16 protein-coding genes are annotated in these 19,360 nt (G+C 66.6%); 1 reads left to right on the forward strand and 15 read right to left on the reverse strand.

The window, feature by feature from the left end; genetic code table 11:
* Positions 1 to 353 precede the first annotated feature (353 nt).
* From ACCQ04_RS14445 to soxR, 6 genes are all read right to left on the reverse strand, one after another.
* Entirely contained in the window at positions 354 to 1,871 is a 1,518-nt protein-coding gene (locus ACCQ04_RS14445) for a tryptophan halogenase family protein (RefSeq protein WP_226427253.1), read from the reverse strand.
* Between the two features lie 175 nt (positions 1,872 to 2,046).
* On the reverse strand, positions 2,047 to 3,084 hold the full coding sequence (locus ACCQ04_RS14450; RefSeq protein ID WP_226427254.1) for a cupin-like domain-containing protein: 1,038 nt from the start codon (positions 3,082 to 3,084) through the stop codon (positions 2,047 to 2,049).
* A 4-nt stretch (positions 3,085 to 3,088) separates the two neighbouring features.
* Positions 3,089 to 3,850, reverse strand: coding sequence for a SapC family protein (locus ACCQ04_RS14455; RefSeq protein ID WP_046346016.1), 762 nt, complete (start codon positions 3,848 to 3,850; stop codon positions 3,089 to 3,091).
* 445 nt (positions 3,851 to 4,295) lie between these two features.
* Positions 4,296 to 7,454 (reverse strand): TonB-dependent receptor, encoded by a 3,159-nt coding sequence (locus ACCQ04_RS14460; protein ID WP_054591471.1) that lies wholly within the window; start codon positions 7,452 to 7,454, stop codon positions 4,296 to 4,298.
* 794 nt (positions 7,455 to 8,248) lie between these two features.
* Entirely contained in the window at positions 8,249 to 10,240 is a 1,992-nt protein-coding gene (locus ACCQ04_RS14465; RefSeq protein WP_226427255.1) for a M1 family metallopeptidase, read from the reverse strand.
* A gap of 201 nt (positions 10,241 to 10,441) precedes the next feature.
* Positions 10,442 to 10,888 (reverse strand): redox-sensitive transcriptional activator SoxR, encoded by a 447-nt coding sequence (gene soxR, locus ACCQ04_RS14470; RefSeq protein WP_065032607.1) that lies wholly within the window; start codon positions 10,886 to 10,888, stop codon positions 10,442 to 10,444.
* 100 nt (positions 10,889 to 10,988) lie between these two features.
* Between soxR and ACCQ04_RS14475 the strand changes: the two genes are divergently transcribed.
* Positions 10,989 to 12,359, forward strand: a complete 1,371-nt coding sequence (locus ACCQ04_RS14475) for an MFS transporter (protein WP_102256388.1) — start codon at positions 10,989 to 10,991, stop codon at positions 12,357 to 12,359.
* Between the two features lie 567 nt (positions 12,360 to 12,926).
* Here ACCQ04_RS14475 and ACCQ04_RS14480 read toward each other — a convergent pair.
* The 9 genes from ACCQ04_RS14480 to pdxH all read right to left on the reverse strand — a co-directional run bounded on the left by ACCQ04_RS14480 (position 12,927) and on the right by pdxH (position 19,290).
* Entirely contained in the window at positions 12,927 to 14,093 is a 1,167-nt protein-coding gene (locus ACCQ04_RS14480; protein WP_054591474.1) for a glutathionylspermidine synthase family protein, read from the reverse strand.
* Between the two features lies 1 nt (position 14,094).
* On the reverse strand, positions 14,095 to 14,670 hold the full coding sequence (locus ACCQ04_RS14485; protein ID WP_226427256.1) for a DUF1190 domain-containing protein: 576 nt from the start codon (positions 14,668 to 14,670) through the stop codon (positions 14,095 to 14,097).
* 12 nt (positions 14,671 to 14,682) lie between these two features.
* On the reverse strand, positions 14,683 to 15,087 hold the full coding sequence (locus ACCQ04_RS14490) for a DUF350 domain-containing protein (protein ID WP_005995053.1): 405 nt from the start codon (positions 15,085 to 15,087) through the stop codon (positions 14,683 to 14,685).
* A 37-nt stretch (positions 15,088 to 15,124) separates the two neighbouring features.
* Positions 15,125 to 15,802 carry a YjfK family protein gene (locus tag ACCQ04_RS14495; RefSeq protein ID WP_024938713.1) on the reverse strand — a complete coding sequence of 226 codons (678 nt, stop codon included), beginning with the start codon at positions 15,800 to 15,802 and terminating at the stop codon, positions 15,125 to 15,127.
* Positions 15,799 to 16,881 carry a potassium channel family protein gene (locus ACCQ04_RS14500; RefSeq protein ID WP_065032600.1) on the reverse strand — a complete coding sequence of 361 codons (1,083 nt, stop codon included), beginning with the start codon at positions 16,879 to 16,881 and terminating at the stop codon, positions 15,799 to 15,801. Before ACCQ04_RS14500 ends, ACCQ04_RS14495 begins: the two co-directional genes overlap by 4 nt.
* A gap of 25 nt (positions 16,882 to 16,906) precedes the next feature.
* Positions 16,907 to 17,677, reverse strand: coding sequence for a PspA/IM30 family protein (locus ACCQ04_RS14505; RefSeq protein WP_024938711.1), 771 nt, complete (start codon positions 17,675 to 17,677; stop codon positions 16,907 to 16,909).
* 12 nt (positions 17,678 to 17,689) lie between these two features.
* Positions 17,690 to 18,106: a YjfI family protein gene (locus tag ACCQ04_RS14510; protein ID WP_005995044.1), complete on the reverse strand. Its 417-nt coding sequence runs from the start codon at positions 18,104 to 18,106 to the stop codon at positions 17,690 to 17,692.
* A 132-nt stretch (positions 18,107 to 18,238) separates the two neighbouring features.
* Positions 18,239 to 18,694, reverse strand: a complete 456-nt coding sequence (aac(6'), locus tag ACCQ04_RS14515; protein WP_226427257.1) for an aminoglycoside 6'-N-acetyltransferase — start codon at positions 18,692 to 18,694, stop codon at positions 18,239 to 18,241.
* Positions 18,691 to 19,290 carry a pyridoxamine 5'-phosphate oxidase gene (gene pdxH, locus ACCQ04_RS14520; RefSeq protein ID WP_005995039.1) on the reverse strand — a complete coding sequence of 200 codons (600 nt, stop codon included), beginning with the start codon at positions 19,288 to 19,290 and terminating at the stop codon, positions 18,691 to 18,693. The genes aac(6') and pdxH overlap by 4 nt, the downstream gene beginning before the upstream one ends.
* Between the last annotated feature and the right edge of the window lie 70 nt (positions 19,291 to 19,360).

Consider the following 19,360-nt stretch of genomic DNA (forward strand, 5'->3'; position numbering starts at 1 on the left):
CACCGCGTAGAGCGGGCATGGCACAGCACGCGACACTGCATCTGTGGTCTCGTGTGTCCAAGAGCGGCTAACACGTAGCAAGCAGTCGCCAGGTGGACGTGGACGGCGCGCTCGGAACCGGGGTGGAAAGGCGCGACGAGCGTTTCCGGTGACGCTCAATCGCGCGCGAGCGCGCTCCTACATTGGTCTGGCCCGCGCCGACGGCCCGTGCCGGCCGTCCTTGCCGACTGCGCGGAGCATGCCGCCCGTGCCGTGTCGCGTTGCCGAGCCGGGCCAGGACCTGCTGGCGCCGTGCCGGTTGTAGGCAGCGGCTGCGTCTGCCTGCCGGCGGTGCCCCATCGTTGCCAGCCGCTCTATGTCAGCACCGGACTGCCCAGGCCCCACACGCCTGCACCTGCCTTGCAATACGCGTCGATAAACGCCTGCTGCGACGGCATCTGCTCCACCGCGTGCCGGATCGGCTGGGCGATGCCGTCGAGCAGGCGACGCAGGTCGCGATCGGACAGCGCGCGCGCCAGCGGATGATGCTGCTCGGGCACGATGCCCTGCCCCATCAGCACATGGGTCCAGGAGTCGACGCGGAACAGTTCATCGGCCGCTTGCCAGGCGTGTGCGCGTTCGCGCCAGGCGCTCAGGCGCAGCGCCAGCGATTCGGGCAACTCCATCGCGCGGCATTGCCGCCATAGCGGTTCCTCGCGCTGGGTGGCGTGGTAATGCAGGATGATGAAGTCGCGCACATGTTCCATTTCGGCGCGGCTGATGTCGTTGAACAGCTCCACCTGCGAGGGCGCAATGCCATCGGCCGGGAACAAGCTGATCAGGCGCACCACGGCGGCGATGGTGAGATGGATGCTGGTGGATTCCAGCGGCTCGATAAAGCCGCTGGCCAGGCCCAGCGACACCACGTTTTTGTTCCAGGCCTTGAGGCGGCGGCCGGTGCGGAACGGCACCAGCCAGGGGTCCTTCAGCGCAGGCGCGGCCACATCGCGCAGCAACTTGGCATGCGCCTCGTCGTCGGACAGGTGCTTGCTGGAAAACACCAGGCCATTCCCAACGCGATGCTGCAGCGGGATATGCCAGCGCCACCCGGCCTCGTGCGCGATGGCGCGGGTGTACGGCACCGGCGGGCCAAGCGCTTCGGTCTGCACCGCAACGGCGCGATCGCACGGCAACCAATGGCTCCAGTCTTCGTAACCGGTGTGCAACGCCTGCTCGATCAGCAGGCCACGAAAACCGCTGCAATCGATGAACAGGTCGCCCTCGAGCACCTGCCCGTCTTCCAGCAGCAGGCTGGCGACATCGCCACTGTCCGGCTGCAATGTCACCTGCTGGATCCTGCCCTCGATACGCCTGACGCCACAGGCTTCGCTGCGCGTGCGCAGGAACCTGGCATACAGTGCGGCATCCAGGTGATAGGCGTAGTTGACCGCAGGCTCACGCAGCAAGGCGAAACGGTCGACGCGCGAAGCAACGGTTTCCAGGCAGTAATCGCCAAAGCTGCCCGGCATGCCGCGGCGCTGGCTCTCCAGCCACAGATGGTGGAAGGCGCACACCAGCGTGCTTTGCCCGGTGATGCCGAACGGATGAATATAGCGCTCGCCCTGGTGGCGCCAATGCTCAAAGGAGATCGACAACTTGAAGGTGCCGGCCACCGCGCGCAGGAACTCCTGCTCGTCGATCTGCAGGAAGCGATGGAAGCTGCGGATCGGCGGCACCGTGGATTCGCCCACCCCCACGGTACCGATCTGCTCGGACTCGACCAGCGTGATCTCCAGCAGCTCGCGGAATTGATGCGACAGTGCGCAGGCGGCGATCCAGCCAGCGGTGCCACCGCCGGCGATGACAACCTTGCGAATCGGGGCCTGGCTCACTGTGCGCTCCTGGGTGATGGATCCGGGGTGAGGTCTTGATCGATCGTCTGGACAACGCGGGTGGCCCGCCGGGAGCGGAACGCGTGAGTGGCACCTGCCAATGCCGCACATCGGCCCTGCCCGCCCGGCAGCTGCGCAGTTGTCCCGCCCGTGGCCTTGGAGCCGATCGCGCGCATCAGCGGTTGAGCCTGCCGAGCAACAGCGCGCGCAGCTGTCGCGCCAGGGTGGGGTCGATCGGGCCCAGCGCATGCCGTGCCTGCTCGGGCAGGTGCTCGCCCGCGCGCTCGGCAGGGCCGAACACGTAGTAGTCGAACAGGGCGCGCCAGGCCTCCTTCTCCGCTGCCGGGCGGTCGCGGATGGCCCATAGCGCGTGATACAGCGCGGGCATCGGCGCCGGCAGATGCGCGGGCACGCTGCTCCACCAGTAGTTGACCAGCACGTTGAAGGGCTGCAGCGATTGCACGTGATGCCACCACATGCCGGGAATGAACACTGCATCGCCCGGCTCCAGCACGGCGGTGCGTGCCTGCGCCAACGCTTCAGCGAAGCGTGGATACCGCAGCAGATCCGGATTGGCGATATCCACCATGCTCACGACCTGCCCACCCGGCGTGGGATCCAGCGGGCCGGGATACAGGTTGGCCACCTGCTCGGGCGGAAACAGCGTGAAGCGACGTTGCCCCACCGTGCAGCAGGCCAGGTTGTTGGGCGCATCGTAGTGGCAGGAAGCAGTGACGCGATTGCCGATCCAGATACTCGGCTGCACCGCGATGCCGCTGGCGGCGAAATCCAGATCATTGCCTGCGCGCAAGCCCGGGAGATTGTCGTCAATAGGCAACGACGCCAGATAATACGTGGGCGGCTGCGGGTCGTCGCGATGCGTCACGATCGCTTCCAGCAAGCTGCTCAAGCTACCGCGCTGCACCTCGAAATTCAGCGCACTGCAATCGTCGGTATAGAACGGCCGGCCGGCGATCTCCGGGCCGCCGCGGGAATACTGCAGGGGGCGTCCACTATCGTGCGCGCGCAGCAGCGCCATCGCCTCCTCGGGGCTGCGCAACCCGGCCTGCACCAGCGACCAGTCGCGTGCGACGCCACGCAGCACCACCGGCTCGGCGGCATCGCACAGCGCGGCAAGCGGCAGCGCGTCGGGGTGGCAATCGCTGCGCTCGGCGACGGCCGCGAGGGAGGAGAAGGCTGCGCCGGTCGTCATGCGCTCAGGCGAACGCAGCAGTCGCAGACGCAGTGTGCGCCTGCTGCAGGCGGCGCTGCTTCTCGGCCATCAGCCGACGCACGTTGTGCAGCGAGGCCAGCATCAGGAACGCAGCCTCCAGATAGCCGGCCCGATGCAGTTGCTGCAACGAGGACGCATCGAGTGCGGCAAGCCGCTCGCGGTCGATGGCGAACAGGCCTTCCAGCTTGGTGGCGTGGGTGGCATCCAGCGTGACATCCAGCTGCACCGGCTGGATCAGCCCCAACGCATCCAGCGCGGCCGCCATCGCCTGGCCGGCATCCACACCGTCGCGGATGCCGCGCAATACACCGATGATGTGCTCCAGGTACGGGCTATGGCCGCCCTGCGGAAGAAATACCGCCTCGCCTTCGTGACGGCTGATGCGCGGGTGCTCCAGATCGACGTGGATCACCGGCTCCTGCACCAAGGCGCCCTCGATGCGCTGCTCCTGGAAGCCGATCAGAAACGGTCCCTTGGCGACGATGCCGGGCAGATAGCTGGCAGTCCAACGGCCGTCCTGCAGAAACAGATTCTCGTCCTGTGCAAAGCCCAGCAGCGCCACCGACTGGTAGCCGCCGGTGGCTGGATCCTTGCGAAAGAACAGCGGGTACTCGCGCTGCAGCTCGGCGTATTCGGTGACGAATGCCGGCACTAGGCCGAGCGCATCGCCGAACTCGGCACCGAAGCGCAGCACGACGCGTAGATCGTGATGCGCCACATTGTTGAGCACTGCGTATCGCGTCATCTGAAACTCCAACGGTGCTCCGCCACGGAGTACCGCATTGCGTGGAATGCGTCGATCGCGCGGCCAGGTACCGCACTTGCTGGTGGCGAGCATTGCCAAAAAGCGGCAGACCGGCAAGCGGCACAGCAGCATCGGGACCAGGCCTGCAGCAACCTATATCGCCGGTGTGACCCGGCGGCGGCCGTGTGTGGGTGCAAGCAAGCGCCGCGTGTGCCGGCGACACCAAGGGATGCGCGGCGGCATCCAGCTCGCGCCTGCGGTTGCGGCCGCCGGACCGGTGCCACGCAGGCTGACGACTCGATGCGGCCACGTGGCGCAGTCAGCGAACGCTCGCCGGCCGCCTTCGAAAAAGGGCGCGACTGGCCCGCACCAGCCCGCACGTCGGCATCTGCCCCACCAGGCACCGGCTGCGCTCACCGGGAGGGAAGTGAGCGCAGCCGGTGGGTCAGAACGCGTAACGCACACCCAGCGTGTAGCGCGGCTGCTGGTCGATCAGGCGGATGATCTGCTTGTCCGAGCGCCCATGCCAACGCACGTCTTCGCCGGTGAGGTTGATCGCCTCAAAGCCCACGGAAAGTTGCTTGCTGAAGCTGTAGCTGACGCTGAGGTCCCACTGCTGATACGCCTCGACGTAGTACGGATTGCGGTTGGCATTGTCCTGGTTGGCGGCGATCAGATACTCGTCGCGCCAGTTCCAGGCCAGGCGCGCGCTCCAGCCGTATTTTTCGTACATCAGCATCACGTTGGCGGTGTCGCTGAGGCCAAGCAGCGCGAACTGGTCGCGATCGATCACCGTGTTGTCGAAGCCCACATCGCCTTCGACGATGGTGTAGTTGGCGTAGATGCCGAAGCCGGTGCTGTCGAAGAAGTACTGCCCGCCCAATTCCCAGCCGTGGATGTTGGCCTTGTTCTGGTTGACCGGGCGCGACACGTCGAACTGATACAGCGGATCGGAGGCATTGCCCACGATATCGTAGGCATTCTCCAGTGCCAGGCTCTGCGCGGAGCTGCCGTTGTAGGCGGCCAGCCCGCCGGTGGCAGCGGCATTGCGCAGCAGCGCCATCGCCGCAAACAGTGAGGTGTCGTTGGCCGAGCACGCCGCCGCGACGTCGTTGCCGGAGGCGCCCACCTGCGCCGCACAGGCGCCGCTCTGCAGGAACGCCAGCGCGGCCTGCGCGTCAGGACCGGAGGTGGGATCGCTCAGCCCGTACAGGGATTCGCGCGAGACCGTGTTGCCGATGAAGTTGCTGACGCGCTTGTTCCAGAACGTGGCCGACACGTAGCTGGCATCGGCGAAGTACCACTCCAGCGCCAGATCGAGGTTGTCCGATTCCAGCGGGTCCAGTTGCGGGTTCTGCGAGCTGCCGCCGGCACGGTTGGACGGATTGATCAGGATCGAGCCATTGGGCGTATTCGGCGTCGGGCCGGCGATCAGGTTGTTGTAGGGCGCGCGTGCGATGGTCTGGCCGAACGAAGCGCGCCCCTTCAGCTGATCGGAGATGTCGATGCTGAAGTCCAGATTGGGCAGGATGTAGTTGTAGCTGGTCTTCTCGCTGAAGGGCTGCTGCTCGGTGGAGCGCAACAGCTGGAAGTCGTTGTTGGCCTGCCACAACAACGCTGTGGGCGTGGCCACCTGCGAGGTGGATTCCACATCGGTGCGCTCGTAGCGCAAGCCCAGCCGCGTATTGGTGGTCATGCCGGAGATGTCACCCTTCAGTTCCAGCTGCACGTAGGCAGCGCGGGTCTTCTCTTCCACCTGGTTGTCGGCGCTGTATTGCGGGTTGTAGCGGGTAGTGGCGCCGTACTGGCTGCCACCCCACAGCGCCAGCTGATCGGCATCGCCGCGCCATGCATTGGGCGCGGCGCCATTGGCGTTGAAGTCCTTGAACATGCCGGTGATGCTCACCGGCCGCAGCAGCGCCTGCATGCCGGGCTCGTTGCCGGCGTTGGCCACGCCCCAGTCACCCAGCGTGGAATTGGTGTCGCTGGTGAGCCGGTTCATGGTGGTATTGGCGGTACTCACGCCGAACTGGAAGCGCCCGTCCTCGAAATCGAAGGTGCCGTCCATGCGGCCTTCCTTGATCTCGGTGACCTGCGATTGATAGAAGATGCGCAGGACCTGCGAGCCAAGCTCGGCGGGGGTGAAGTCCGGGTTGAGCACGCCGTTGGTGCCGGCCAGGGAATCGGCCGCGGTGGGATACCAGGTGCGTGCGCCGATCGGCAGGCCATTGTTGAAGCGCAGCTCCTGCCCCCATTGACCGCCGCAGGACGGGCCGTTGCTGCAGTTGTTGGTGCCGGCGAAGCTGAAGTACGTGGCGCTGCCGCCGGTGACCGGGTCGTTGGGCAGGCTCTTGGTCTTGGAGTTGTGCGCATCGAAGGACAGCTGGAAGCGGTCGCTCACCTGCCAGTCGGCATTGAAGCCGAGCGAGCCGAGCGTGTACTTCTGCTCGTTGCGCTGCTGCTCCATGCCGAAGTCCTTGGCGCCGTTGGGCACATCGCGCAGATACACCGGGGTGGCCACCGCCTGGCCGGTGTCGAAGGTCAGATCGGTGAAGCTGTTGGCGCGCTGCAGCCAGATGCCCTGCTCGCCGCGCTCTTCGCGGATTTCGTTGGACGAATAGGTGTAGTCCAGGGTCAGGGTCAGGCTGTCGCTGGGCGCGAACTGCATCACCGCCTGGCCATTGGTGCGCTCGCGCTGGAAATCGGCAAAGGCATAGCGCAGATCGTTGGGCATGCCGTAGAGCTGGCCGATCGCCGGTGCGTTGGTCACCACCGCATCCGGGCGCAGGGCCGGGTCGGTGCCGGTCCAGCGCTGGATGTTCCAGGTGTTTTCGGTGGCCTGCACCGAGCCGCCATGGCGCTTCTGGTAACTGCCGCTCAGGCCGATGCCGAAGGTCTTGTCGGGATTGGTATAGCTGAAGATGCCGGAGACTTCAGGAGTGAGCGAATCGCCGAACGGCTGCGAACGATCCGACACCATCTTGGCGCCGGCATTGGCCACCACGCCTTCGTGATTGAACGGCTTGTCGGTCTGGATGTTGATGGTGGCGCCGATACCGCCGCTGGGCGCGGTGGCACGGCTGGTCTTGAACACCTCGATGCCGGTGATGGCTTCGGAGGCGAGCTGGGCGAAGTTGAACGCGCGCGTGCCCACATCCACACCACCGATCGGAGTCTGGCCCGGCGCGCCGAACGCATCGGCACCGGGAATCAGGCGGCCGTTGAGGGTGACGGTATTGAACTGCGGGCCGAAGCCGCGCGCGGTGACCTGCGCGCCTTCGCCATCGCGGCGCTCGATCGAGATACCGGTGATGCGTTGCAGCGACTCGGCCAGATTGGTATCGGGAAATTTGCCGATGTCTTCGGCGCTGATCGCATCCACCACGCCGGCAGCATCGCGCTTGATGCCCATCGACTGATCCAGGCTGCTGCGGATGCCGGTGACATTGACCGCATCCAGGGTGGTGGCGGTTTGGGCGCCGGACTGCGGTGGCGGCACCTGCTGCGCGGTAACGTCCTGCGCAAAGGCGGGGTTGATCACCAGGATGCCACCGACGAAGGTAAACATGGCCTTCGACTTGAACTTGCTCAACGTACGACGCATCGATCTATCCTCGGGTCTGGAATCCAACACCCACGGCCGTGGTCGCGGAATGCGACGCGGCGCTTGCCTGGCCACGCGCCTGGACGGCACGCGACATACATCCCTGCACAGCACTTGCTCTGATCCGCCGCCTCGACTGCCGGCGCATCCCCCCTGATGCAAGCCATGTGCGTGCCACGTCCTCACGGACGCGCCGTGCACCTGGCGCTCTACCGCACCTGCGACTGCCTTCCCAACCAGTACGCCCTGCACCACGTGTCTCGCCCTGCGCCTCTGCATGCAACCGCGTAACAGCGGGCAATGCAGGACTGATAGCGCTAACACTGGGCGCAGCCTAGTCACGCGTGGCGGGGCTTGTCACCGTGCGTTGCAGCAAACACACCAAGCCACATGCAGACACAAAACACCGCGTGCGCTTGAGTCCGCAGTGCGAGAGCAGGCGCAGCGTGGCTGTAAGCGTTACCAGCCAGTGGTGGCGACAACTACGCCGCAACGGCGCAGTTGCATGTCGTCGCCTGGCCGCAGCAACACCATACGAAGCAGTTGCGCAAAGCAGCGCGAGAATCGCAGCGCGGCCGCCTTCAACGGCGATGTGCTGAGGCGCACACGCGTGGCAGTGGACGCCGATGCGAGCACGTCATTGCGCGCTTGCGCGCGACATCGGACTGCAGGGCGCAACGAAAAAACGGCGCAATCGCTGCAATCGATTGCGCCGCTGGTGACGGTGAACCGCGTGGGCGGAGCGCCCGCAGCATCTGCGCCATTGCAGCGCAGATGCCAGCGATCGGCACCCGCTAGCCGATCGTATTGACCTGGTTGTCGCCACGCTGGGCATCGGGCAACACATGGTCCGGGTCCAGCGTCACGTGCAGCACTTTCTGCGTGGTCGGCAGCGTCAGCGTGGGCGCGGTGTTCTGCAGCCAGGTTTCCACCGGCACGCGGCGGTCCAGATGGCTGCCGTCGGCCAGGTCCACCCGCACGGTGACCGGCATCACCAGTTTCTGGCGGCTGCGCAGCGTGAGTTGCAGGCCCTTGGCAGGATCGTGATCGACGTAATGGGCCTCGCTGATGCCCATGTCCAGCTGCCAGTTGTTGAGATACCAGCCGCGCCACCACCAGGCCAGATTCTCGCCACTCTCGCTTTCCATCAGCCGGAAGAAATCCGACGGCGTCGGGTGCTTGTAGGCCCAGGTCGCGATGTACTTGCGAAAGGCCGGGTCGAAGCGCTCCGGCCCCAGGATCTGCTCGCGCAACAACACCAGTCCCAACGCGCCCTTGAAATAGGTCAGCGAATGCCGATAGGTCTCGCTGGTGGAATCGGCGTTGTCCATCAATGTCGGCGCACCGGCATCGGCCAGCAGCGGCAGGATTTCGTCGACCGGGTTGCCGCCCTTGGGCGCATATTCCGAATCGCGCTTGGGCGCGTACTCGCCCTTGTTGAAGGCATCGGATGCATAGACGTCGATGAAGGTGTTGAAGCCTTCGTCCATGAACGCGTGGCGGCGCTCGTTGGAGCCGACAATCATCGGGAACCAGGTGTGTCCGATCTCGTGCGCGGTGATCCAGAACAACTCCTTGCCGCTGTCTTCGAAACCGTCGAAGACGATGCCCGGATACTCCATGCCCGCACCGTACCCGCCCAGGTTAATCGCGGCCGGCCATGGATACGGGTACCACTGCGAGAAATGTTCGATCGCGCCCTTGACGTATTCGGTGGAGCGGTTCCACTTGTCCGCGCCCACGCCCTCCAGCGGATACACCGACATCGCCAGCGACTGCTTGCCGCCCGGCAGCTTGATGCGCGCGGCATCCCACACGAACGCAGGCGAGGCGGCAAACGCGACATCGCGGGTGTTGTCCATATGGAAGCGCCAGGTGCGCGTGGCGTTTCCCGCAGGTTTGGCAGCGCGCGCGCTCACTTCCTCGGGCGTGCGGATCAGCACCGTACGATCGCTGCTGCGTGCCTGCTGCAGGCGTTGCTGCTCGCTGCGGCTGAGCACCTCGGCCGGATTGGTCAGCGCGCCGGAACCGGCGACCAGGAAGCCCTCCGGCACGGTCACCGCGTAGTCGAAGTCGCCGTACTCCAGATAGAACTCCGAGCCCAGATACGGCTGCGTGTCCCAGCCGCGCAGATCGTCGTAGACGGCCATGCGCGGATACCACTGTGCAATCTCGTAGATCTCGCCCTGCTTGCTGGCACTGACCGCAGTGCGCCCGCCCCAGGTGCCCGGAATCGTGTAGCGGTAGCGGACATGCACGGTCAGCGCCTTGCCCTGCCCGGCCAACGGCTGCGGCAGGTCCACCCGCATGCGGGTGTCGTCGACGACGAAATGCGCAGGCTGGCGACGCCCTCCATCGTCGATCTCGACACTGGCGATCTGCATGCCGTCGGTGAACTGGGTGCGGCGCGACGGCCGGCTGGCGGCAGCGCGCGCATCGGCGCGGTAGATGTTCTGGTCCAGCTGCAGCCACAGCACGTCCAGCGTGTCCGGGCTGCGGTTGGTGTAGTGGATCGCCGCCTCGCCCGTGAGCGTGTGGGTCGCCGGGTCGATGCTGGCGTTGAGGCTGTAGTCGGCACGGTTCTGCCAGAACAGCGGGCCGGGGACGCCGCTGCCGCTGCGGTAGGCGTTGGGTGCATCGGGCAGTTGCAGCGGTGCGAACAAGGCCAGCGGATCGAAGACGCTTGCCGGCGCGGCGGCACTGGCGGCGGGCGCGGCGGGCGCGGACGAGGTGATGCATGCCAGCGACAGCGCAACGGCGAGCGATCGGCGCAAGGTGGGGAACATGCGTGAAATCCTGCGGCGGAGGGGATCCCCATCCTACGGTCGCCTTCGCCAGGCACGGCACTGCCATTGGTCCCGGTTACGGCATCTAACTTCTCGACGGTGACAGGCTGTCCGGGGCGCAGCAGCCGCGGCCCGCGCGCGATCCGCAGATGCCGATCGCACCAGCCCTGCCCTGGCGGCGGCTAGCCCGCGCTTGCCACCTCAATCGGCAGCAAGCCGCGACAAGCGCAACGCGCCATCCCCACCCTCGGCCAGCGCATCGCCCGGGTTGCTCAACCGGCAGCGGCGCAGCGACAGACAGCCGCAACCGATGCAGTCGGTGAGCTGGTCGCGCAGGGCCTGCAGCTCGGCGATGCGCGCATCCAGTTGCGCGCGCCAACGTGCCGACATGCGTGCCCATTCCGCACGCGTGGGCGTGCGCTGGTCCGGCAGCACCGAGAACGCATCCAGCACCTGCTGCAACGGCACGCCGAGCCGTTGCGCCACGCGAATCACGGCGATGCGCCGCAGCACGTCGCGCGCATAGCGGCGTTGATTTCCGGCAGTGCGCAGGCTGCGGATCAGCCCCTTGCGCTCGTAGAAATGCAAAGCCGACACCGCCACGCCACTGCGCTTGGCCACCTCGCCCACGGACAACTCACGCTGCATTGCCTTGACCTCAACCTTGGTTGAGGCAGGATGCTGCGCGGCCATGACCGGTGCAAGCCCCGTGGTCATGGCTCTACACACTTCAGTTTCTGGATGCTCGATGCCCGCCGATACCGCCCTGCCCGCCACGCCACTCAATGCGGCCCAACCCACTTCCATCCTGGCCGCGCCGTATCGCGCCGCAACGCTGGGCATGGTGGCACTGGTATCGCTCAATGCCTTCGAATCGCTGGCGGTGGCCGCCGCCATGCCGACCGTCGCGCGCGAATTGAATGGCTTGCCGCTGTATGCGCTGGCGTTCGGCGGCACCCTGGCGACCAGCGTGGTCGGCATGACCGCCGCCGGGCGCTGGAGCGACCGGCGTGGCCCCGGCGGGGCGCTGGCCTACGGCCTGCTGTGCTTCGTGATCGGCCTGCTGGTGGCAGGGCTGGCGCCGAGCATGCCGGTGCTGATTGCCGGCCGCCTGCTGCAAGGCCTGGGGGCCGGCGCGTATTCGGTGGCGCTGTATGTGATCGTCGGGCGCCTGTATCCGGAAGCCTTGCGGCCCCGCGTGTTTGCCGCGTTCTCGGCCGGCTGGGTGGTGCCTTCGTTGATCGGGCCAGGCATCAGCGGATTGATCGTGCAGCACGTCGGCTGGCGCTGGGTGTTCCTGTCGGTGCCGCTGCTGGCGATACCGGCCGGGCTGATGCTGTGGCCGGCGATCCGCGGGCGCACCTGGTCCAGCGACACAGCCGGCGCGTCGCGTTCCGCGTTGCGCTGGGCGGTGGGTGCGGCCTTGGGCGTGCTCGGCGTGTATCTGGGCGGGCAGCTGCACGGCACGAGCGCGTTGCTGGCGATGCTGCCGGCACTGGCGCTCACCGTGTGCTGCGCCTGGCAGCTGTTGCCTGCCGGTACGCTGCGGCTTGCGCGCGGGCTGCCCAGCGTGATCGCGCTGCGCGGCATCGCGGCGGCGGCCTTCTTCGGCTTCGAGGCGTTCCTGCCGTTGCTGCTGTCGCGCGAACGCGGCCTGTCGCCGCTGCTGGCCGGCGTGGCGCTGAGCGTCGGCGCGCTGGGCTGGTTCAGTGGCTCCTGGTACCAGGGCCATAGCCGCGCCGGCTGGTCGCGCCCACGCCTGCTCAAGACCGGTGCGTGCTTCATGTCGCTGGGCATCGTGATCAGCGCGGGGGCGGTGTGGCCGGTCATCCCGGTGCCGGTGGCGATTGCCGGCTGGGCGCTGACCGGCCTGGGCATGGGCCTGCTGTATCCGAGCCTGTCGGTGTTGACGTTGTCGCTGTCGCCGCCGGCGCAGCAAGGCGCCAACAGTTCGGCGCTGCAGTTGAGCGAGGCGATTGCGGTGGCCGGCATGCTGGCGCTGGCCGGCGCCTTGTTCGCCGCGCTGCTGGCCTCGGCGACTGCGGCCGCCTACCTGAGCGTGTTCGCCCTGGCATGGCTGCTGGCGGTGGCGGGCCTGTTGGTGGCGCGGCGGGTGTAATGGGTGAGCGGTGTGCGCGGTGTATCGAAGCAAGAGAACACTGATCGCGAGGCTGACGTGTCGCGCTCAGTCGATGTGTATCGCCCGCATCGCATGCAGCGCGCGTACGGTCTGCACGACTTGCTGGATCCGCCTGCTCGGCACGTCGCGTCGGCATGACGCAAACCCGGCACATCTCATCGCCGATAGCGCAACCGACTTTGCCGATCCTGTCGAGATCGCTGCGATCGGGACCGGAAAAACGTATCCGCGAGCGGCTGGTCATTTTTTCGCCACCCATCTTGACAGCGTTGCAGGCCGGGGCCTGCACCCACTTGTCCACAGCCTTGTGCAAGTTCCATCCACAGGGGGTGTGGAAAACCTGCGCTGCGCGGCAGGCAGCGCAGGGCTTGCGCGTCACTGCAGCATGTGTCACGCGATACGGGGCGACAGCTGTCTCATGCAGCGCGGGCCGTTACTTACAACCCGGCCATGCGGAAGCAGCGCTTTACTCACAACCACATGCAAGGGCGATCGCGCCACACGGCAGCGCCGCGTCGCAGCGGCGCTGCCTCACCCACTGCTGCCTCAGTTCACGATCACGTGCGGCACGAAGCGCGAGGTGTCGCGGGTGATCGGACCGTCGTCGTCGCGCATGCCCAGCCCGGCCGGACGATCGGCCACCACCCAGCTGCCGACCAGCGCATGCCGGCCATCGAACACCGGCAATGGATGATGCGCCTGCAGGATCGCCGGCCCGTCCACATACGGGCCATCGGTCTGCGCAGCGTCGCCCTGTGCGCTGACCAGGGAAATATTGGCACCCTCGCGCGACAGCAGCGGCTTGCGTACCCAGCCTGCCGTGGGCGCTTCGCCGGTTTGCGCAAAGCGCGCCGGCAGCAGGTTGGGATGGCCCTGATGCCGCTCCCACAACAGCGGCAGGATGCCCTTGTTGCTCAACACCGATTTCCACGCCGGCTCGATCAGGCGCACGCGGTTGGCGCACAACGCCGGGCCGAAGCGCTCTTCCATCATGAATTCCAGCGGATACAGCTTGAACAGCGTGTGGATCACCCGGTCCTGCTCATCGGTGAACCAGCCATCGGCGCTGAGGCCGATGTCTTCGATGGCCACTTCCTCGGTGCTGATGCCCACCTGATGCGCGCAGTCGCGCAGGTAGCGCACCGTGGCGCGGTCTTCCAGCGAATCGCGCACCGCGGAGAAATGCATCTGCGCACCGATCGCGCCATCCACCGCCAGCGCGCCCAGGGTTTCGCACAGCAGGTCCTGGATCAGGTTGTACTGATCGGTGCCCTTGGGCAGCGCACCGGCGGCGATCTGCTGTTCCAGCCACAGCCACTGGAAATATGCCGATTCGTACAGCGAGGTCGGCGTGTCGTAGTTGAGCTCATACAGCTTGGCCGGGCCGTTGCCGGCATAGGCCAGGTCCATGCGGCCGTACAGATGCGGGTCGCGGTTCTTCCACGAGTTGGCGATCCAGTCCCAGTAGAACGGCGGGATCGCCAGCTGCGTCATCAGCTGCTCCGAGCCCACCACCTCGTCCACCAACTGCATCGCCATGTCGTGCAGTTCCTGCGTGGGCGCCTCGATGTCGTCTTCGATCTGCTGCAGCGTAAACGCGTAGTACGCGCTTTCGTCCCAGTACCGCTCGCCGTCGATGGTGTGGAAATGGAAGCCGAGCGACTCGGCCTGCTCGCGCCAGTCCGGGCGCTCGGCAATTGCGATCCGTTGCATGTCAGCCGCCGTATCCGGAGCTGCGCCCGCCGCTGCCGAACGAACTGCGCGCCGCCGCACTGGAGCCGAAACCCGAGCGCGACACGGTGATCGCCCGCGACGGCATGTCGATGGCGCCGCTGCGCCCGCGGACGGTGCCGACGCGGTTGCTGGCCAGATCACCGTTGGGCTTGTAATACCCACCGCTGCGGTAATCGCGGTACAGCGGAATCGAGCCGCCATAGCGGTAGCCGCCGCCACCGGTCATGTTGCCCAACGCGTAGCCCAGCAGGAACCCGCCCATCGGCGGGATCCAGCTCTGCTGGCCCTGCGCCGTCTGCACCGCCGTGCAACTGCCGAACTGCTCGTCGCACTCGTAGCGCGTACTGAAGCGCGGCGCGGCCTGTTGGTGCTTGGTCACCGCCTCGTCATAGGCCTTGAGGCATTGCTGGATGTCGGTCTGTTCCTGCTTGATCTGGTAGCAGTCGGCGGCCGACTGCAGTACCACGCCGGTTTCCGGTTCGGAGCCGCAGCCGGTGACGAGGGCGGCCGGCAATGCGGCCATCAGGGTGAGCTTGAGATTGCGTGATCGCTTCATGCCTGCGCTCCGTTACGGCGTGATCGCCGCGGCATTGATCAGCCCGACCGCGATCGACACGCCGGCCGAAAAGATGCCGGCGGCGGTGACGTTATCGGTGATCTGCCGCGAGATGCGCCCGGCCACCAGGTTGGCCAGCAGATACGCCACGACCTGGATGCCGCAGGCGACCGCGCCCCAGATCAGCGCATCGACCAGGCTCACCGAATGGGTGATGGCCGAATGCAGCGGCAAGGCCACACCGATCAGGTTGCCGGCCAAGGCGGTGGCCGCAGCCACGTTGCCCTGCCGCAGCAGGGTGAAATCCTTGTGCGGGGTGACCAGGGTCACCAGCACCACCGCCACGATCAACACGCCCAGGCCGGTGCCGAAGTAGGAAAGAAACGCGAGAAAACTCTGCAGGTTGATCGGGTTCATGACAGGACCAGGGTAAGTGGAAGACGAGCGCGCACGCTCAGGTGATATCCAGATCGGCGACGGTGACATCGATGCCGACCGCATAGGTGACGCAGAACTCGTTGGGGCCGGAATCTTCGCCGGTGACCAGCAGGAATTCCTCGCGCTGCAGCTCCGGTACATCGCGGCTGTAGAGCATGGCGTAGTGGGTCAGATCGCCATCGCGGCGCGGCGGCTGATAGCGGTACAGCACCTCGTCGTAGGCGATCGGCGGGATGCGCGCGGCATCGTCGGTGGACTGCGTGGCGCGTTGCCAGCGCTTGCCGGCGTACTCGATCTGCGCCGCACCCAGATGCGGATGCTGCATCACGAACTCCTGAAACGCCTGCTTGCTGGGCGGATTGACCGTCTCGCAATACACGAAGGCCTTCATCGCCTCCAGATCGCCGCCAACCGTGGTGACCTGCAGGAACGCGTCGTCGTCCAGATAGAAACGATGCAGGGCATAACCATCGCCCAGATTGACGTGGCCGTAGCACGGAATGCCCTGATGCCCGCCCGGCAACTCGGCGGTCATGGCCTCCGGTGCCATGCGATACAACGTGGTATCGATCTCCAGCTGCCCACCCACGCGCAAGCCCAGCGGCAGCGCGTGACCGATGGCGCCAGTGCCGGAGCTGGGCAACGGCGGTGGTTGTGGTTGACCGAACAACTTGCTGAAAAAACTCATCGTCATGCACCTTGTGGCGATGGGGAACGGGACACCGGCTCGGCGCGCAGGGCCTGCCAGGCGATGGCAGGCACGGGAACGCGCTGTTGGGCCAGGTAATACAGCATGGCACCGGCCGGCACCGCGGTGTGTGCGGGCGGGTTCAAGCGCAGCGCGCCATCGGGCGCACGCAGGCCCAGCAACAGGGCGCCGCGCTGGCCGAAATCGGCGGCCAGCAGGCGGTAATCCAGCGGGTCGACATCGGCAGGAACCGCCAGGCTGAACTGGGTCGGGCCATCGTCCACCGACAGCAGTTCGGCCGTGATCGCCGCGCTGCCCGGATCCTGCGCCGCGCGGGCCAGGATCTCGGCGGTCATCGGCCGCGTGCATTCGATCGCCGGATAGTGGCAATTGACCAGCCGCGCGGCGCTGCCCGAATCGAAGTGCGCCACGACGTGCGCACGCGGCGCATGCGCCATCAGCGCGAACACCGCCGCCAGGGTCTGGTCGTCCGACGGCGGGTTGACGATCACCCGCGCCGCACCGGCGATGCCGGCACGCAGGTAGACCTCGGTATGCGTGTAGGACTCGGCGGCGATGAAGCGCATATGGTCGGGCATCGGGTTCTCGGCCACGCCCTCGGCGATCAGCACCACGCCTTCGTCGTCGGTGGCGGTATCGGACAGCAACAGTTCCAGCAAGCGTGTGGACGCGGCGCCCTGCCAGCCGATCAGGATGGTGTGCCCGCGCAGATCGGCGTAAGCCATCTTGCCCATGTGGTGGCGCCTCCAGAAGGTGATGAGCACGCCGCTGGTCTTGGCCAGCACCGTGGCGAACAGCGCCACCGCGCCCGGCATCAGCACGAACGCGGCGATATAGCGCCCGGCCACCGAACCCGGCGACAGGTCGCCGTAGCCGATGGTGGTGGCGGTGGTCATGTAGTAGTACGGAAACGCGTCCAGGCCAACGAGCTTTTGCTCGCCGGCCAGCAGCAGCAACACCCAGCTCAGCCCCATGTGCGCCAGCAATGCCAGCGCCACCATGCCCCAGCTGACGCGGCGCACGTGGCGCCGCACTATCCGCAACAGCTTTCCGACGATGATCATGGCGCGTCCTGTGCCGTGCGGCGGATCAGCTGTCGCTACGCGGAACCTGCTGCACGTCGCGCACCTGGCCGATCAGCGGCGCGCTGCCGCCGGCGGTGTCGTGGCCGAGCTGGGCCGGCTTCTTGAAGCGTGCCAGCACTGCGGCGGCGTTGGACTCGCCTTCCATCAAGCCGGCCGCAGCCAGACGCCGATTCAGATCGCCGTCGCCACTGGCTGCCTCCAGCTCTTCGGCCGATTCGATGCGTGCGGAGGTCTCGGCCTGACGCGCCTTGATTCGCTCCAGCGATTCCAGTGCCGAGCCCATCTTGCTGCTGGCACCGGAATGGCGCGCGGCAATCGCCGCCTGTGCCTTCTGCACCGCATCGGTGGCCTTGACGGTGTCGATCTGCTGGCGCATGCCGCGCAGCTGGTTCTCGGTCTTCTGGATGGTGGCCTTGAGCGTCACCACCGACTGGTCCAGCGAGCTCTTGGAGGCTTTGTCGCCGGCGTCCTCGCTTTCCAGCGCAGCCAGCTTGACCGCCACGTCGTGCGCCAGTGCCTCGTCGTTCTTGGCCAGCGCACCTTCGATATAACGCGTGTATTCGGCCATCTTGCCGGCGCGCGCGTCGATCTTCTGCTGGGCGAGCTTGCTCTGCGCCATCAGCTTGGTCAGCTCCTCGCGCGAGCGCGTGAGCTGGGCGCCGGCATCGCGCATTTCCTGGTCCAGGATGCGCAGCGCGTTGGCGTCGACCGCCTTCTGGCCGGTTTCGTGTGCAGTGCCACGCAGCAGCGTGATCAGCTTTGAAAAGATACTCATGACAACACGCCTTTAGGAAAAGAACGGCTTGAGAGATTCGGCGGCATCCAGCGTATTGGCCGCCAGGGTCTGGATTTCCTCGTCGATCTGGTCGAGCGTGGACGACGCCGACAGTTCGCCGAAGACCACATAGCTATCCTTGCCGTCGACCTGCACCAGGCCCAGGTTGGACAGAGGATTGAGCGGGTTGAGCCGCAGGCAGGCGTCGTTGAACGCCGCGCGGTCGCTGACCTGGTCGGCATTGGCCAGCAGGGTGGAAACGAACACCTGCGAGCCGGAGGCGGCGACCTGGATCTGCATGTCGCCGTGGTCGGCCAGGGTGAGGTTGATGGCCGGCTCCAGCCCGTCGATCAGCTCGACCTCGATCGGCTGGTCGCGGTAGCGCTCGGCCAGCAGGCCGTGCAATTCGACAGTGGTGTACTGCGTCATACGATGTCCTGTCCTTTGGTCATGCAGCGGTGGTGATGCAGTTGCCGCTGCGGTGATGCAGCAGCGGCTGTGCAATGGGCGGACATACTACAGACTGTCCGCGACCGGCAGAAAGGGCCAGAAGTCAGCCGGTCAGGCCAGCTGCAGGCGGTAGTAGACCACCCGTTCAGTTGGCTCGAAGCCGCATGCCGCATGCGCCGCCTGGGCGCCGCTGTCGTCCAGCCGCGCATCGGAGGCCAGCTCCGCGCAGCCCTGCTCCCGCGTCCACTCCACTGCCGCGACCACCAGCGCGCGACCGAGCCCGCGGCCGCGCCAGGCCGGACTCACATACCAGCCTTCCAGAAAGCCCACCGGCGTGCTTTCAGTGCCATTGACGTAGTCGTGGCGCACCGACACCTCGGCAAACCCCAGCGCCGCGTCCGCGTCGTCCACCACCAGCAGGTGGCTGGCGTCTGCCTGCGCCAGCGCGGCCTGCAGCTCGGCGACGCCATCGCCGGCATCGGGCCACAAGGCCAGGCGCAGGGCCAGCAAGGCCTGCGCATCGGCGCCCACCGCCGCGCGCACCCGCCAGCCGGCCTGTGTGCTCACGGATACAGCATCCGCTTGCTCCAGTGGCTGGCCGCATCGGCCTCGTAACGCCAGCGCTCGTGCAGGCGGAACTTGGCGCCGTACCAGAACTCGAATGCCTGCGGCACCACCCGGAACCCGCCCCAGCCCTCCGGGCGCGGCACCGCGCGGCCTTCGAAGGTGGCTTCGACCTTGGCGATGGCCGCGTCGAACTCCTCACGCGAGCCCAGCGTCTGCGACTGCAGCGAGGCCCAGGCGCCGATCTGGCTCATGCGCGGGCGCGAGGCGAAGTAGGCATCCGATTCCTCCGCGCCGACCAGTTGCACGCCGCCCTCGATGCGCACCTGGATGCCGGCCTCGCGCAGGCTGCGCCACAGAAACAGCAGGGCGGCCTGCGGATGGGTCTGCAGGTCGCGGCCCTTCGCGCTGTCCAGATGGGTGTAGAACACGAACCCGCGCGCATCGAAGGCCTTGAGCAGCACGGTGCGCGCGCTCGGCCGGCCGTCCACGTTGGCGGTGGCCACGGTCATTGCGCTGGCTTCGAGTTCGGCGCCGGCCTGCGCCTCGGCGTACAGCGCGGTAAAGGTGGCAAGGGCTTCTGCGTACAGATCGGTCATGACGGTGCGAGGGCAGCAAGATTGACGCCTATTGTGGGCGCATCGGGCCTGCTTCGCCTATGCGCAGCGG

It is taken from the genome of Xanthomonas sp. NCPPB 2866 (assembly GCF_041475745.2).
Lineage (GTDB): Bacteria > Pseudomonadota > Gammaproteobacteria > Xanthomonadales > Xanthomonadaceae > Xanthomonas > Xanthomonas arboricola.

What these genes read in the sequence shown, in the direction of transcription:
- ACCQ04_RS14475 (WP_102256388.1), top strand. Translation starts at nt 10,989, where the DNA reads ATGCCCGCCGATACCGCCCTGCCCGCCACGCCACTCAATGCGGCCCAA.
- ACCQ04_RS14500 (WP_065032600.1), bottom strand. Translation starts at nt 16,881, where the DNA reads ATGATCATCGTCGGAAAGCTGTTGCGGATAGTGCGGCGCCACGTGCGC.
- ACCQ04_RS14490 (WP_005995053.1), bottom strand. Translation starts at nt 15,087, where the DNA reads ATGAACCCGATCAACCTGCAGAGTTTTCTCGCGTTTCTTTCCTACTTC.
- ACCQ04_RS14480 (WP_054591474.1), bottom strand. Translation starts at nt 14,093, where the DNA reads ATGCAACGGATCGCAATTGCCGAGCGCCCGGACTGGCGCGAGCAGGCC.
- ACCQ04_RS14505 (WP_024938711.1), bottom strand. Translation starts at nt 17,677, where the DNA reads ATGAGTATCTTTTCAAAGCTGATCACGCTGCTGCGTGGCACTGCACAC.
- ACCQ04_RS14455 (WP_046346016.1), bottom strand. Translation starts at nt 3,850, where the DNA reads ATGACGCGATACGCAGTGCTCAACAATGTGGCGCATCACGATCTACGC.
- ACCQ04_RS14460 (WP_054591471.1), bottom strand. Translation starts at nt 7,454, where the DNA reads ATGCGTCGTACGTTGAGCAAGTTCAAGTCGAAGGCCATGTTTACCTTC.
- ACCQ04_RS14510 (WP_005995044.1), bottom strand. Translation starts at nt 18,106, where the DNA reads ATGACGCAGTACACCACTGTCGAATTGCACGGCCTGCTGGCCGAGCGC.
- ACCQ04_RS14495 (WP_024938713.1), bottom strand. Translation starts at nt 15,802, where the DNA reads ATGACGATGAGTTTTTTCAGCAAGTTGTTCGGTCAACCACAACCACCG.
- pdxH (WP_005995039.1), bottom strand. Translation starts at nt 19,290, where the DNA reads ATGACCGATCTGTACGCAGAAGCCCTTGCCACCTTTACCGCGCTGTAC.
- ACCQ04_RS14450 (WP_226427254.1), bottom strand. Translation starts at nt 3,084, where the DNA reads ATGACGACCGGCGCAGCCTTCTCCTCCCTCGCGGCCGTCGCCGAGCGC.
- ACCQ04_RS14485 (WP_226427256.1), bottom strand. Translation starts at nt 14,670, where the DNA reads ATGAAGCGATCACGCAATCTCAAGCTCACCCTGATGGCCGCATTGCCG.
- ACCQ04_RS14465 (WP_226427255.1), bottom strand. Translation starts at nt 10,240, where the DNA reads ATGTTCCCCACCTTGCGCCGATCGCTCGCCGTTGCGCTGTCGCTGGCA.
- soxR (WP_065032607.1), bottom strand. Translation starts at nt 10,888, where the DNA reads ATGCAGCGTGAGTTGTCCGTGGGCGAGGTGGCCAAGCGCAGTGGCGTG.